Origin of the sequence: Psychrobacter sp. L7, assembly GCF_002810365.1 — a bacterium.
Taxonomy (GTDB): Bacteria; Pseudomonadota; Gammaproteobacteria; order Pseudomonadales; family Moraxellaceae; genus Psychrobacter; species Psychrobacter celer.
This window is the reverse complement of record NZ_NEXR01000010.1, coordinates 329,442-344,728: the sequence shown is the minus strand read 5'-3', so window position 1 is coordinate 344,728 and position 15,287 is coordinate 329,442. Positions and strand designations below refer to the sequence as shown.

At 48.6% G+C, this 15,287-nt stretch carries 8 protein-coding genes and 1 pseudogene; 7 read left to right on the top strand and 2 right to left on the bottom strand.

The genetic code is table 11. From position 1 onward, the window contains the following. Positions 1 to 37: 37 nt before the first annotated feature. The gene (locus CAP50_RS11170; protein WP_100750040.1) at positions 38 to 760 is read right to left on the bottom strand and encodes a response regulator transcription factor; all 723 of its coding nucleotides are present in this window, start codon (positions 758 to 760) and stop codon (positions 38 to 40) included. A gap of 317 nt (positions 761 to 1,077) precedes the next feature. Next, positions 1,078 to 2,379 (bottom strand): efflux RND transporter periplasmic adaptor subunit, encoded by a 1,302-nt coding sequence (locus CAP50_RS11165; protein WP_100750039.1) that lies wholly within the window; start codon positions 2,377 to 2,379, stop codon positions 1,078 to 1,080. Between the two features lie 747 nt (positions 2,380 to 3,126). On the opposite strand from CAP50_RS11165, the gene pilG reads away from it, so the two are divergent. The 7 genes and pseudogenes from pilG to CAP50_RS11130 all read left to right on the top strand — a co-directional run bounded on the left by pilG (position 3,127) and on the right by CAP50_RS11130 (position 15,286). Beyond that, positions 3,127 to 3,504, top strand: a complete 378-nt coding sequence (gene pilG, locus CAP50_RS11160) for a twitching motility response regulator PilG (protein ID WP_075100386.1) — start codon at positions 3,127 to 3,129, stop codon at positions 3,502 to 3,504. Positions 3,505 to 3,749: 245 nt separating this feature from the next. After that, positions 3,750 to 4,112 (top strand): response regulator, encoded by a 363-nt coding sequence (locus CAP50_RS11155; RefSeq protein ID WP_100750038.1) that lies wholly within the window; start codon positions 3,750 to 3,752, stop codon positions 4,110 to 4,112. A 3-nt stretch (positions 4,113 to 4,115) separates the two neighbouring features. Further along, the gene (locus tag CAP50_RS11150; protein ID WP_100750037.1) at positions 4,116 to 4,646 is read left to right on the top strand and encodes a chemotaxis protein CheW; all 531 of its coding nucleotides are present in this window, start codon (positions 4,116 to 4,118) and stop codon (positions 4,644 to 4,646) included. A 516-nt stretch (positions 4,647 to 5,162) separates the two neighbouring features. Continuing rightward, positions 5,163 to 6,236: pseudogene (locus tag CAP50_RS11145) on the top strand (methyl-accepting chemotaxis protein); the annotation flags it as partial. Between the two features lie 72 nt (positions 6,237 to 6,308). Next, on the top strand, positions 6,309 to 7,274 hold the full coding sequence (locus tag CAP50_RS11140) for a CheR family methyltransferase (protein WP_241900751.1): 966 nt from the start codon (positions 6,309 to 6,311) through the stop codon (positions 7,272 to 7,274). A 55-nt stretch (positions 7,275 to 7,329) separates the two neighbouring features. Then, positions 7,330 to 14,295, top strand: coding sequence for an Hpt domain-containing protein (locus tag CAP50_RS11135; protein WP_100750034.1), 6,966 nt, complete (start codon positions 7,330 to 7,332; stop codon positions 14,293 to 14,295). Beyond that, complete coding sequence (locus CAP50_RS11130; protein WP_075100392.1) at positions 14,285 to 15,286, top strand: chemotaxis protein CheB; 1,002 nt, start codon at positions 14,285 to 14,287, stop codon at positions 15,284 to 15,286. Before CAP50_RS11135 ends, CAP50_RS11130 begins: the two co-directional genes overlap by 11 nt. The last annotated feature ends 1 nt before the right edge of the window (position 15,287 follow it).

Below are 15,287 nucleotides of genomic sequence, written 5' to 3'. Positions count from 1 at the left end.
TTTATAGTGTGCTGCCGCTCATAATATGAGCAAAAAATCAGGCCTGATCGGTGGCAAATTGATAACCGACGCCGCGTACGGTGATGATACGTTTGGGCTGACGAGGGTTGTCTTCAATCAAGGCGCGCAGACGTGAAATATGCACATCAATGGCGCGGTCGATATTGTCTGAGCTGTCATCATTTGGCATCGCCTGCCAGAGCTGCTCACGATTGAGCACTTTACCAGAATGCGTGGCAAAGTAGTGTAGTAATTGAAACTGATGCGTGGTCAAACGTACCGGCTCATCATCAATCGTCACCTCGTGACTGTCAGGAAATACGCTTAAGCGGCCAAAGGTCAAGCTATCTGACTGGCTGTCTGCTTGGTTTGGCTGCTCATGGCGGCGAATCACAGCGCGGATACGAGCCAATAGCTCACGCGGCTCAAAAGGCTTGGCGATATAATCATCGGCACCCATCTCAAGGCCCAACACGCGATCTGTGGTATCGCCTTTGGCCGTCAACATGATAATAGGTACCTTATTGGTCATGTTGTTTTTATTGCCACGGATTTTTTGACAGACCTGCATACCATCCATATCGGGCAGCATCAAATCAAGCACCACCAAATCGATATCACGCTCTTTGGTATCTAGTAAGTCAAGACCTTCTTGACCAAGCCCTGCGTGATGCACGTCGTAATAATTCATGGTCAGATAGTCGCTGATCAATTCTGCTAAATCTGGATCATCTTCTATTAATAAGATCTGTTTACTCATGGGTTATCCTCTAGTTGTTGTTATCATGGGTCAGGCGTTTATACGGCTCTGTACAGTCATTCTGATAAATACATCAGATGCGACCGCTGTTATGCCAAACGTCTGAATGTGTTATGTGCTATTTAAAGACATTATTTAAAGGCACTATTTAAAGGTGCTATCTTGTAAATATGCATACGCTTAAATACGTATGCTTGCTGTAAACGCGCTAATAATAAAGACCGCTAATAATAAAGACATAGTGCCTAATTTTGCTGTGACAAAACAAGACAAGCTTTGTTAATGTTTCTACATAATGTAACTGCCAGCATAAGCCATTAAGACACAATGACTTTTTTGCCTTTAGAATCAAGCGGTAAATCGGCCAAGCAAATCAGGCTATCATTACTGATGCCTGCGATCAGATACTGCTGAGTGGTGGGGTTAAACTCGACCACTTCTACAGGCTGGCGCGTCAGACGCTGATCTTGTCCGATGATCCACACATTTGCCGCCAATGGCCTTAGAGGTTTATATGGTGGTGAATGCAATTCTGTCAAGTTCACATCATGTAAGGCGCGTCTAGGCACGATAGTGCCGACATCGATTTGTCCATAGTTGACCCGCCCTGTGACCTGCATCTTAGGCAGCAGTTTTTTGCGACTGCTCTCATTATCGATCACATTGACATGGACCAGCAGCTTTTTGGGGTGCGGGGCTTCGACCAGTTTGCTGACTTGACCGGTGAACTGATCTGTCAGCTCAGCGGTTGTAAAATTAACCGTTTGTCCTACCGATAGCTGCGGCTTTGCCTGAATAGGCACGGTTGCGACAAAGTATAGCTTGGTCTCATCAGCGATCTGCAATAAGGGCGTACGTGCAGCGAGCTGCTGTCCTGCGGCGGCGTTTAACTGCGCGACCCGCCCAGCGAAGCTGGCACGCACCGTGATAAGTTGGTATGACGAATGCTCTGAGGCGTCGTCGTCCAATGTGTCTGTCGCAGCGTCTGCATCCGTGTCGTTTTGGCGCGGCAGCTTGGCTGAGGCAGGGTTGTTGTCGGAGGTGGCTTTGCTAGCAGAGGTAGACTTGCCATCGATGGCCGATGGCTCGGCGGCCGCGTCCTCTATGGTGGCTTGTTTTGTCTGATCCGGACGAGGTGAGGTTTTTTCAATAGCTGGGTCTTTTACTGAACTTTCGGTTTGCGGTGCTGCATTCTCGGCTTGCGGCGCTGCATTGCCATCGGGCTCTGTCTTTATCTCATCTGAGCGTTTGGGAGGTGTCTTATTGGTCATGTCCAGCCGTCGGACGATAAGCAAAGGCGCGTCTTTTTCGACCTGCTGACCTTCACTGACCAGCACCTGTTCGACATACAGCGGCTGGGCGGCGACAAACTGACTTTGTTTGATCGGCTGTATATTGCCCTGTAGTCCGAGGCTGGGTTGATAGCGCGATGGTTTGATACTTAGAATATGGTCTGGCGTCATCGTCACCGTGCTATCACTGATGATCAGTGGGTTATCTACTGTCTCACTGTTTTCTGCTGTGACAGGCTCATCGGTAGGCGGGGAGGGCTGACAAGCCAGCAAAAGCAAAATGCTAAGTAAGTACGGGCTTTTTTTTAACCATTGAAAAGCTGTCATAGCAGTCACCGTTATAATCGTCGTTTTATTATATAGTGAAATCCTATGAGGTGAAACGATTGTACGCTAGCTGATTGTGCAGTGACCAAACATTGCCGGTCGTCATGCAATCATGACTGCCAAATGCTAAGCCATACAAGCTGACAACAACCTGCTGATAGAAGCATGACTGGAGTATGACTATAGGTAGATCTTTAAGTTCTGAGCTAGGATACTGGCCAGTCTGAACATTAATTTGTCAATCACTGGAAATGCATGAACAACTGTGCTAAAACAAACATAACAAAATATATTGATACATTTTTATCACAATCGAAAATTATCCAGCAATATGGGAATTGATTCTATATAATGCAGAAATATCATGAAGTTGATGGATTTTTAGCCCTGTTTTTATCAAAAAGTAGGATGACGGTAGTTTGTGGCAAAGTGCTTTAATGTTTTTTATGCATTAAGATACCTTTATCTGGCGATATGCTAAGCACAGTGGTCGAGAGAGTGTAGGATTGAACGTCAATCGATTCAGCCATCATAAACTGCCTATCATGACCCAGATGGCGGGGCTACTTTTGCTCAGGACTGATAAAAGCCAGATACTCATAAAAGAAAAGATAGGTCCGCTACGATATAGATAGATGGCAGGGGTGGTCTTAAGCCCATAATCAATAAATGATCAATTGAGAATACCCTAACAGCTGTGTTGATAGATCGCGTGACAAACCCATAGTCGTTCATAGGACAATGAGAATGGAAAATAATTTTGATGGCTTAAAAGTGATGGTGATTGATGATTCCAAAACCATTCGCCGTACTGCAGAAACCTTGTTACAAAAGGCTGGCTGTGAAGTTGTAACTGCTATTGATGGCTTTGATGCACTTGCAAAGATTGTCGATAACAATCCCGATATTATTTTTGTGGATATTATGATGCCACGTTTAGATGGTTATCAAACCTGTGCTTTGATCAAAAACAACCCTGATTATGCCGACAAGCCTGTAATCATGTTGTCATCTAAAGACGGTTTATTTGATAAAGCACGCGGCCGTATCGTGGGCTCTGATGAGTATCTGACCAAGCCATTTAGTAAAGACGAGCTGTTTGACGCGATCAACCAATATCGCTAGACAAAGGGTCAAGATAAACGTGCCAGACAGTCTTTGAGCATGGCATATTTTGTACAGACGTTTTTCGCAGACATTTTGTGCAGGTTTTGATATCACATACGGCTGTTGCTAGCCGCTTGACAACGAGTAACCACTGCGGTGAGAGGCGTGTGACCATGAGTATTTGGAGCACAGGCTTTAGCAGTTGGTCTTTATAATATATTTGTATATCCAAATGGATATCTTCGTAAATAAAGGAAAATCCTATGACTACCGTCTTAGTCATTGACGACTCGCCATCTGAAATGGCGAAATTTCGCGACATGCTCTCCAAAAACAACTTTCAAGTGTTGGAGGCGACCAATGGGGAGCAGGGCTGTCAGATGGCAACAGATCATCTGCCAGATGTGATCTTGATGGATGTGGTGATGCCAGAGATGAATGGTTTTCAGGCGACCCGCAAGATTACTCGCGGCAAAACCACCGCCCATATCCCAGTGATCATGATCAGTACCAAAAACCAAGAAACAGACCGTGTGTGGGGTAAGCGTCAAGGCGCTAAAGAGTATATGACCAAACCGATTGATGAGAGCAGCTTGGTCAATATCATTCGTCGAGTAATGGAGTAGCTTGTGGCTTCCAAAGGGTTTATTGAGCTTCTGCGTCTAGCAGATCTGGCACGCGCGCGCAAAAGTGGTCGCCGCAGTGGGCAAGAATATGACTGGCAAGGTGTGGTATTTGAGATTGGCGGACAGCGTTTGGTGGCGCCAATGGGTCAGGTATCGGAGGTGTTGGCCATGCCAGAATATACCAGCTTACCCTTAGTGAAGCCTTGGATGCTAGGTATTGCCAATATCCGTGGTCGTTTATTACCGCTCACGGATTTGTCACAGTTTTTACAAGTACCTAGCCGTGTGGCGCAAATGAGTCAGCGTAAGGTCATTGTCATCGATCACGACAACCTGTTTTCAGGTTTGCTCGTCGATCAGGTGATCGGTATCGAACAGTTTACCAGTGACCAATATCGCGCCGAGGCCATCGAGCCAAGCTCACCATTTGCGCCTTATAATCACGGTAAGTTTTATAAAAATGAGCAAGATTGGTATGTCTTCATGCCAAGCTTACTAGCGCAGGATTTGCAGTATAGCGATGCGGCAATATAACTGTCGATAATACAGAATCTGTCTCATCCATAAAGACAGAGGATTAGCGACTGACATGACGCGGTTGGATGTCAGCATTCATACAGGCTTTGTTGATCATTGTTTTGATAACAATAAGATTGTCAAAGTCAGTCACGATAAGACTTTGACGATTGTTTGAAAGGAATACGTAAGATGAGTGATGTTATAAAAAAACCTGTAGCTGGTACGCCCAAAACCACAGCGGATGGCAAAAATGCCTATAGTGAATGGAATTTATTGCTGGTTCTGTTTGTGGCGATAAGCGTGGCTTGTTTGATTTGGCTAGGCAACTCTGTATCGTCAGTGAGTCAGTACTTCTCTGACTTTAATCAATCGGTCATTCTGCCTGTGGTGGTGTTGATCATAGGCATGCTAGGTATTTTCTTTGCCTTATATAAAATCTTAAAACAACGGGGCGGCTCAGAGCGTATCTTGATCGAAAAAGAGACCCTACGTCGCCGTCAAGAAGCCGAGGCGGAGTCTGAGCGTGCTCGTCAAATCCAAGAGGAAAACGAGCGTAACCAGATCGCTATTTTGCGTCTACTCGATGAGCTAGGCGATTTGGCAGAAGGGGACTTGACCGTCAATGCGACTGTATCAGAAGATTTTACAGGGGCGATTGCCGACTCAGTAAACTTTGCCATCGACCAGCTGCGTCAGTTGGTACTGGTCATTAACAGTACCGCTGAGCGCGTCTCGCAATCATCAGAGCAAACACAGATGAACGCTGTAGAGCTGGCCGAAGCCTCTGAGCACCAAGCACAAGAGATCGCTGGCGTGTCGGCGGCGATTAATGAGATGACGGTGTCGATTGACCAAGTCTCGAATAACGCCTCAGAGTCAGCGACCGTTGCCCAGCGCTCAGTTGCCATTGCCTATAACGGAGCCGAGGTGGTACAGCGCTCTATCGAAGGTATGAATGTGATTCGTGATCAGATTCAAGAAACCTCAAAGCGTATCAAGCGCTTGGGTGAGTCGTCACAAGAGATTGGCGATATCGTTAGCTTGATTAATGATATTGCCGATCAGACCAACGTTTTGGCCTTGAACGCGGCCATTCAGGCGTCGATGGCAGGTGAGGCAGGCCGAGGCTTTGCGGTCGTTGCTGACGAGGTTCAGCGTCTCGCTGAGCGTTCAGCCAATGCGACCAAGCAGATCGAAACACTGGTAAAAACCATTCAGGCAGATACAAATGAGGCGGTCGTTTCGATGGAATCAACGACCTCTGAAGTCGTACGCGGTGCACGTCTGGCAAAAGACGCCGGTGAGGCACTAGAAGAAGTGCAAAGTGTTTCAAACACGCTCGCTGATTTGATCCAAAACATCTCAAACGCGGCATTGCAGCAAGCTGAATCTGCAGGGCATATCTCACATACCATGAACGTCATTCAAGACATCACGTCACAGACCTCATCAGGTACCATGGCGACCGCACGCTCTATCGGCGAGTTGAGTGAGATGGCAGCCGCACTACAAGAGTCTGTCACTGGGTTTAAAATCTCAAATGACGATGAGTTGTTGGACGCTGATATGCTAGAGTCTGAAGAGGCCTTATCAGAGAGCGTCTGATAAGTATTTGGTGCCAGAGCCTGAGTCGGCAAACAGGTGCAGTAACGGTGCATAACAATGATAGCAGGTCATGTGGACGATTTTAATCAACCAACCCGCAGCTTTGTTAAAGCAAGCAGCGCTGCGCTGGGTAAGACGGTAATGCAAAACGATCATTTTGATGCGCAGCAATGGCAGCGGTATATAGAGCACGAAACGGGCTTTGTACTACCAGCTGCCCAGCTAAAATGGTTAAAAAATGCGATTGACCATACCGCCCAGTCGCAGGGCTTAAGCGCCAAGCAGCTATGGTATCAGCTGCCCAGAAGCAATGCGCTGCGTCAACAGCTGCTGGACAAAGTACTTATCCACGAAAGCCGTTTTTTTCGACATCAGCCTTCGATAGATTTTGTGACCCAGTGCGCCGCCGAGCATCAGCGCCGAGTCTTAAAAGCTGATAGGGTAAGCGCTGATGGAATAAGCGGCGTAGATAAGTTGTTTCGTATTTGGAGTGTGGGCTGCGCCGGTGGGCAAGAAGCGTGGTCGCTGGCCATGAGTCTGGCGGCGCAGCAGATGACGAGGTTTGCGATATTAGGCACTGACGTTAGTGAACAAGCACTGGTAAACGCACGGTTGGCGCAATATGACAAACGTCAGCAGGCCTTGATTCCGCAGCACTGTCAGCCATATGTGTATCCGTTGTCAACAAACCGCCCAACGCCTACATCGAGCTTGGCAGATACCGCGATGCCCGCTACAGCGCTACAGACATCATGGCAAGTTGCCCCAACGCTGCAATCACACGTAAGCTTTGCTTTACATAATATTATCGAGCAGCAACCACCCACGCCACATCTGCAGCAGGTGATTATTTGCCAAAACATGCTGCTGTATTTTCGCAAATTTGATCAGCGTGATATTTTGGCGCGGCTGTCAGCGCAGTGTGCTCCCGGTGGATACATTGTATTGGCTCCGGGTGAGGCGCTGTTTTGGCGTCCTGCAAATATGCGCCGTATTGCGCACCCACAGGTTAATGTGTGGCAAAAGACCAACACTTAAACCCCGTGCCTTCATGAGTGGCAAAATTAGTGCCTAGACGAGTTAGGATGACCCTATGAAAAACCAGCCCAATGACATAGTGACGCTTGAGTGGTTGCTCCCTCTGTTTAATCAGCAATTATCACAGGTATCGGATGGCTGGCAATTAGACGCTGATCCCATCAATTATGAGCACATGGTCGCGCCCTATCATCAGCTCGGTGGCGCACTCATCATGAGCAATCTGCCGGCATTGGCTGATCTGGCATACAAGCTCAGCGCATTAGCAGAAGTTGGTGGCCGCGATGGCCTAGCTAGCGAGGCGCGCCGCGTGGGTCAGCTTGCGCACCGATTGTTGCAGCGAGCGCTAAATCAGTATGCTCGCATTGGCAGTCACCATGTCGCCCCAATCACGGCTGCCGCGGAGCAACTGCTTGAGGTGCTAACGCAATTGGGAGCGGCTAGTGGGTCATCATTGGCATCCAGCGCTATTCAGCAGGGCGAATTGCATCAAAAAACTGACACAGATGCGGCTGTGGATGGGTTTGAGCTGGCCGTACCTGTGCGAACAGATGACGTCACCGAGCATCTAGACGAGCAGCAATACCAGCAGTTATTGCTCGTCTGGCGACAACAAGTACAGGTGCTGTTAAGTGCTAATAGTAATCAGCCGCCGTTATTAACCCCGCTAGAAAAAGTCAGCCAATACCTGCGGCAGACGAGCCAAGATGAAGACTTGCAGCGGCTTTGGTACTTGACCGAGTTGTGGTTTAGTGAGCTTGCGCAAAACACCGCTCCGTTGCCTAAGCAGTATGCCCCTCTGTTAAGCGAGCTTGAGCAGATCATTGACGCTTTTGTGCAGCAAACACCGCCTGTGCCAAGTGTCATCAAAAGCCTTATAACCAATATTTATATCGAGCTAAGTGGTCTCGACCAAAGCAGTGACAATACGCAGTCGCTACTGAGCAACTTGCCCCAAAGCTCGGCGGTAGAGTCGCGTTTTTTACCGCGTATATTGAGTGAGCTTGAGACTTTGGTTTTTCATTTAGACAAGCCAACCACACTGTTATATCCGCTGCAAAAGATACAAACCCAGCTGGCGGGGCGTGGTTGGACATATTATGCCGCACAAGTGGTAGAAATACTGACCGAGATAGAGCAAGCGCTGGCGTCTGAGGCGGCGCTGACCCAAGTACAATGGCAAATTGAACAAAAGCTGCAAGAGCTATATAGCGCCATTTACAATACGGAGCAAGTAATCTCGCAAAAGATTGGTGAGGCCGCCGCGTTTGTTCCTTTTTCTGATGTACTTGCCAGTGCCAACGAGCAACCCGTCACAAGTGCTGATGCTGTGTCGGCGGGTGAAGAGCTGCGTGAGCTGCGCATCGCTGTCGAAGACGTCAAACAAAACTTTAATGAGTATATACAGCGTCAAGAAGTGCAGCTGCTACCGACGACTGCTGACTTTGCAAAAATCGGTCAAGCCTTTGATGATATGGGGTTGCCAACGATCTGCCAAACCACCGATCAGATCGCGCATATCTTTAGCCAGCTAAAAATGCATGAGATTGATGCGCTGAGCTGGGATGTGACGCAAGCCTTGGCGGAAGCACTGACGTCAATTGAGCTGTTGTTAGATTATCTGGCTCAGCAGGTTTTTGATCAGCAACTATTAACGCTCGCAAGTGAGCATACGGCCAGAGCAGAAGCACTGCTTGATGCTTATATTGAGGCACCAGAGATGGTTAGTGATACTTTTCATACCCAGACACCTGCCGCAACTGACGTGCTGCGCTATGATGACAGCGGTGAGATTGCTCCTGCCAGTCATGATCTATCTGCTCAGCCATCCGATGATGCGCCAGAGGATGACAACGTGCGTGATGACAACGTGCACGATGACAGCGCTACGCATAAGGATAGTGAGGCATTGGCCGAGGCTCGTACGCAGCTGCAGCCTGATAGCTTTGAGGCAGATGCCGATATCCGCGAGATATTTATCGAAGAAGTCACAGAAGTGATCGCTGATTTAAAAGACTTTTTGCCTATTTGGCAGCAAGACTCACAGGATTTGACACCCTTGACAGAAGTGCGCAGAGGTTTTCATACTCTAAAAGGCTCAGGGCGCATGGTGGGGGCTTTTAGCATCAGTGAGATGGCTTGGTCTATCGAAAACTTGCTGAATCGATTGTTGGACAAAACCTTGCCCGTCACCGAAGACGTGGTAACTCTGGTCACGCAAACCACAACGCATCTGCCCACTCTGGTCGCCGACTTTCAAGCCAAACGGCCGCCAAGTGTGGATCCTGCTATCACAATACTGCAAAGCCGTAATCTATTGACCGGACAACCTGTCGACGCTGGATTGGCCATCTCTGACACCGAGTCAGTGACTGAGACGGAAATGCTGGCTGATGAAGCGCGCGCGGCAGCTGACGTCGCTGCATCACAGAGTAATGATGCCGCTGCGTCTGATGAGATCGGTATGGATATAGCCGATACCGAAGCGCGCGGCGAAACGGTATCTTTGTTTGATCTTGAGGTTCCAGCAGTGCTTGCGCCCTTTATGCCAGATACGGAGCAGCTACCAGCCGATGCCAATGATGCAGACCCTGATATTAAAGAGATATTTATCGAAGAGGCCGATGAGGTATTGAGCGAAATCGTGCCTTTGTATGAAAACTGGTGCATGTCTCCTACTGACCTAGATGCCTTGACAGATATTCGCCGCGGCTTCCATACCCTAAAAGGCTCAGGCCGTATGGTCGGGGCCAACTATAGCGCTGAGCTGGCTTGGGCCATTGAAAATATGCTCAATCGTGTGCTAGATCGCAGTATTGAGGTGACAGCAGATATCACTCAGCTAATGGCTGACGTATTAGCCGCTTACCCAGCGATGCTCGCTACCTTTGAGCAAGGTGGTCAAGAGTATCCAGCATTAATACCGTTATGGATTGCCTGTGCCAACGCCTATAGCAAACAAAAATCTCAGGAATTTAGTTACCCAGCCTTACTGGCGCAAACGGGCAGTACGCCTGCGTCTGATATTCACAAAGACGACTTGGCCTTAGCTTCAGAGCGGTGGGATGAGACTGATGCCGATGAGATTGAGGCTGCGAGCGACTATGAAGATGGTGATGACAGTCATGACAGTGATGACAGCGAGGTAAGGGACGCTGTAGCGGCCATAGAGATAGATAGTACTTTGCAATCGCTTACCTCTGTCAATGAAATGATGGCAGAAGCACCGGTGATTTTGACGCCGCAGAGCGAAGAAGAGCAAGCCTTCTGTGAGATTTTCATCGATGAAGCCGAAGCGTTATTACAAGACATTGAGCAGTTTGTTGCCACGCATCGAGATCAGCCTCAGATTGAGGTGACCGATGAGATTGTGCGAGCCTTTCATACGCTGCGCGGCGCATCAGGCTCTAGTGCGTTAGCGGCGATCAGTGACGTGAGTGCGACGATAGAGCATAGTTTAGAGCTGCTACAACAGCAAGACACCGCGATGACGCCGCTGCATTTAGAGGCGTTGGCACGGTCAGCTATGCTGATCAATGGCTATCTAACGAATTATAAGCAAAACGTTCAACAATCTGATGTCTCGGTGGAAGATGCCCAAAGCCAGCAAGATATTGCGTCATTGCAAGCCATGCTTGGTGAGCAGTATCTCATCCATGACGATCAGACGGCCTCCGACAATAAGCCAACGATTGAGCAGTTGTTGGATGACAATATTGATGAGTTATTAGACGCTGAGTGGGAGCTAGAGGAGGCGCTAAGTCAGGGGGATATCTCGCAGGCTCAGCGCTATATAGAGCAGCAAATTCGCCAAATCAAATACCTCACCAATAAAGCCCAAGAATTTCCAAAATTCACTGCTATCCTTGGCGGTTTGGCGCACGCTTATGCTTATCTACAGCGGCATCCGGAATCGGCAAAACAAGCAGAGGTGCAGGCGGTATTACTCGCTGGCCACGCGCAATTGGTCGGATTGTTTGATGCACTCGCTGGCAGCACTTCATTAAAAGTCGATCCGCAAGTGCTACATGAGTTGCAGGCGCTTGCTGGCTTCGATGATGGCGATGATGCTGAGTCGATGGTTCGCACGGTTGCTGCACCCAAGCTGCAGCTTGAGTCGATCGATACCGATGTAGAGCTGCTTGAGATTTTCTTAGAAGAAGCGCAAGAGCTAGATGACGCACTGGATGAAAGCTTTAATAAGTGGCGTGCCGATATCACCAATATCAATGCGCTTAAAGTATTGCAGCGTCACCTACACACCATCAAAGGTGGCGCAAGAATGGCGGGCATTAGCAGTATTGGCGACCTGACCCACGAGGCAGAGAGCATTTATGAAGCCTTTGTAGAAAACAGGAAAACACCAACCGCACAGTGGCTAAAGATTATGCAAATGGTGCAGGACACCATGTCATTGCAAGTCATGCATATCGTTCGTCATCAGCAGTCGTTTTTTGCTACAGAACTGATTGAACAGTTACAACAGTTTGAAAAAGCAGACACATTGCCAGCGGTGGTTGAGCTGATCATACCAGCACCGACCAACCACTTCGACGCCGACACCCAGTCACAGGCTGACAATACCCAGCAGAGCCATGAAGTAGCAGACACGGTCAGCTTAGATACCATGATCAAGCAATCATGGGCCAATGGCTTACCTGATCCTGATCTTCTGGCGGTGTTTTTAGAAGAAGCAGAAGAGCTGACCAACCAAAACCGACACTTGCAAGTGTTTTTACAAGATGCCGAAGATACCGTGGCGTTACAGTCGCTACAGCGTGATCTGCATACCATCACAGGTGGTGCCAAAATGGTCGGCGCCAGCGGCATCGCTGACTTGGCTTATGAGCTAGAAGCGACGTATAAAAACTTTGCCAGCCGTCGCCGTCCTGCAACCGAAAAAGCTCAGGCATTGATCGTTGCGTGTCACGATTGGCTGGCAGATGCGGTATTTATGCTAAGCCTACAGGTCAACCCGCCAACGCCGACGCTACTGATTGAAGCGCTACAGCAGTTTGGTAAAAACCCTAATGGCCTAAAACAAGTACCAAAAGAGTCGCTGCAAGCACAGCGTACTGCGATCTTGCTGGCAAAAGAAGCACAAGATTCACAATATCTAGAAAAAGACATCAGTCAGATGCCATCGATGTTTGCAGAGACTGATGAGGAAGAGCAGAGCACCAGCAGCAATGAGATGATTCGTATCTCAGGTGGCTTGATTGAGCATATGATCAACCTATCGGGTGAGTCTGCGATCAACCGTGCTCGTATCGATATGGGTATGAGCAGCTTGACCAACAGTATCGAAGAGATGGGCATTACCGTACAGCGCTTGGCCGATCAGCTGCGCCGTATGGAGACGGAGCTTGAAGCGCAGATCTTGTCGCAAATCGATGACGAGCTGATTAACAATGAAGGCTTTGACCCATTGGAGATGGATCAGTACTCGTCACTCAATCAGTTGTCCAAATCATTGTCAGAGTCGGCCTCGGATTTGGTCGATATTAACCACACTTTATTAGAAAAAACCCGTGATAGCGAAAGCTTGCTGCTGCAGCTGGCACGTACACAAACCGAGCTACAGGACGGTTTGATGAACTCGCGTATGGTGCCGTTCACGCGCTTGACCCCGCGTCTGGAGCGTGTCGTCCGTCAGACTGCAAACGAGCTTAATAAATCTGTAGAATTGACCATTATCAATGCTGATGACGAGATGGATAGAACCATTTTGGAGCGGATTACCTCACCGCTTGAGCACATGCTGCGTAACGCTGTCGACCACGGTATCGAAAACACCTCGGCTCGACTCAAAGCAGGCAAAGAGCGTAGCGGGCATATCACTTTAGAGGTGCACCGTGAAGGGAGTGAGGTCGTTATTCAGTTATCGGATGATGGCCGCGGTATCGATGTAGAAGCCGTACGCAACAAAGCCATTTCTCAAGGCCTTATCGATGCCAATGACCATAGCCTGACTGATGTCGATATCATGCAATATATCTTTAATGCCGGCTTGAGTACCAGTAAGCAAGTGACGCAAATCTCAGGCCGCGGCGTTGGTATGGATGTGGTGATCAGTGAGATTCGCCAGTTGGGCGGGGCGGTCACCGTGGTGTCGGAGCTGGGCAAAGGGTCACGCTTTACCATGCGCTTACCACTGACAGTTGCCGTGTCTGATGCGCTGGTCGTGCGTGCCGCCGATCGCTACTATGCCATTCCACTGGTACAGATCGAGCGTGTGGTGCGTATCAACCCAGAAAAACTTTATGAGTATTATCAGTCCAACGACGCCACGTTAGCGTTTGAAGGGAATGATTACCGCGTGCGTTATCTCAACGAGATTCTCTCGGGTAATAAGCTCAACGAGCTGATGGTCAATACCAACACTAGCCTACCCCTGATTATCATCAAAAACCGCACGGGACAAAACATCGCCTTACAGGTCGATCAGATTGCAGGCTCGCGTATTGAAGTGGTCGTCAAACCACTGGGACAGCAGCTATCCAACCTCTCAGGCGTTTCGGCGGCGACCATCATGGGTGATGGCTCGGTCATGCCGATTTTGGACTTGATTGCCCTAATGCGAAATGCCCCAAGGGTCAAAAACGTGACCAAGCCTAGCGGCACTCAGTCAAAACCGACGGTACTGGTGGTGGATGACTCAGTCACGGTACGTAAAGTGACCTCTCGCTTCTTAGAGCGTCAAGGTTTCAATGTAGCACTTGCCAAAGATGGTATCGATGCTATCGAAATACTACAAGAAACCACGCCAGATATGATATTGCTCGATATTGAGATGCCGCGGATGGATGGCTTTGAGGTGGCAACACAAGTCAGAAACAACCAGCGCTTACAGCATATTCCAATCATTATGATCACCTCGCGTACTGGTGAAAAGCATCGTCAGCGCGCCTTAGAGATTGGGGTAAATGACTATATGGGCAAACCGTTTCAAGAAAAACAGCTGCTTAACAAAATCCAGAGACTGCTGGGCGATGAGGTCAGCTTAACTTATGAAGGATAATGCAGGTGTTTTGGCACTAACAGGGAAGACAAAAGCAAATATAAAGGTGCTGGTGGTGGCCGAAGACCATCATCAGCGCATGGCGTTTTCAGACACGGTTCGTAGCTGCGGTTTTGCGCTAATAGACTGTGTATCGCGCGCGCAATTGCAAAAAAAAACCGCACTTTTTGAGGCCGAAATAGACATTTGGCTGATCGATAGCGACTATGATGATGATATGGCGACGGTGACGGCTGCTTCCAAACCTGCCGCCGTGCTGGTGGGATTTAGTCAAGCCCCTTATCTCAATGAAGCGCAGCTGTATGCTAAATGGCAGCGTAAACTAAAGCGTAAGCTGGCGCAGATGCTGGCATTGCCCGTGTTGGTGCATACGCCTGTCTATAAAAGCGATGATACTGATAATGACTGGCATTATGTGGTGTTTTTGGGTGCCTCTATGGGTGGGCCGAGCGCGGTAAAAGAGTTTTTGGATAACTTATCGCCCACGCTACCGATTTGTATTTTACTCGCGCATCATTTTAACCAAACTATGATTGGTACGCTGCCACGTATTTTAAATCGCCACAACGAGTGGCGCTGTCAGGTCATCACCTCATCGCAGCGTCTGCGAGCTGGTCAATGTCTGATAGCCCCTATAGACAAGCAGATAGTCTGTGACTCTACTGGGCGGGTGATACTGCTAGAGCAGCCTTGGGATGGTGAATACAAACCAGCTATTGGCCAGATTTTAAAAAACACCAGCGATGTGTACGGCAGTGAGCTTATCAACATCATATTTTCAGGTATGGGTGATGATGGCTCGCAATACTTGGATCTTATTCAAGACAATGACAGCCAATTATGGGCACAAGAGCCAAGCTTGAGTGCTTGTCCGAGCCAACCGCAGGCCATCATTGATTCAGGTTATTGTGGTTTTGTCGGCAGCCCTGTTCAATTGGCACAAAAACTTACCGACTATATTGGTGAAAAGGCGACGGCCTCTTTGCGTTAAC

Excerpts from the sequence above, each read along its gene's own strand:
- CAP50_RS11155 (WP_100750038.1), top strand. The coding sequence starts at position 3,750 with ATGACTACCGTCTTAGTCATTGACGACTCGCCATCTGAAATGGCGAAA.
- pilG (WP_075100386.1), top strand. The coding sequence starts at position 3,127 with ATGGAAAATAATTTTGATGGCTTAAAAGTGATGGTGATTGATGATTCC.
- CAP50_RS11165 (WP_100750039.1), bottom strand. The coding sequence starts at position 2,379 with ATGACAGCTTTTCAATGGTTAAAAAAAAGCCCGTACTTACTTAGCATT.
- CAP50_RS11130 (WP_075100392.1), top strand. The coding sequence starts at position 14,285 with ATGAAGGATAATGCAGGTGTTTTGGCACTAACAGGGAAGACAAAAGCA.
- CAP50_RS11135 (WP_100750034.1), top strand. The coding sequence starts at position 7,330 with ATGAAAAACCAGCCCAATGACATAGTGACGCTTGAGTGGTTGCTCCCT.
- CAP50_RS11170 (WP_100750040.1), bottom strand. The coding sequence starts at position 760 with ATGAGTAAACAGATCTTATTAATAGAAGATGATCCAGATTTAGCAGAA.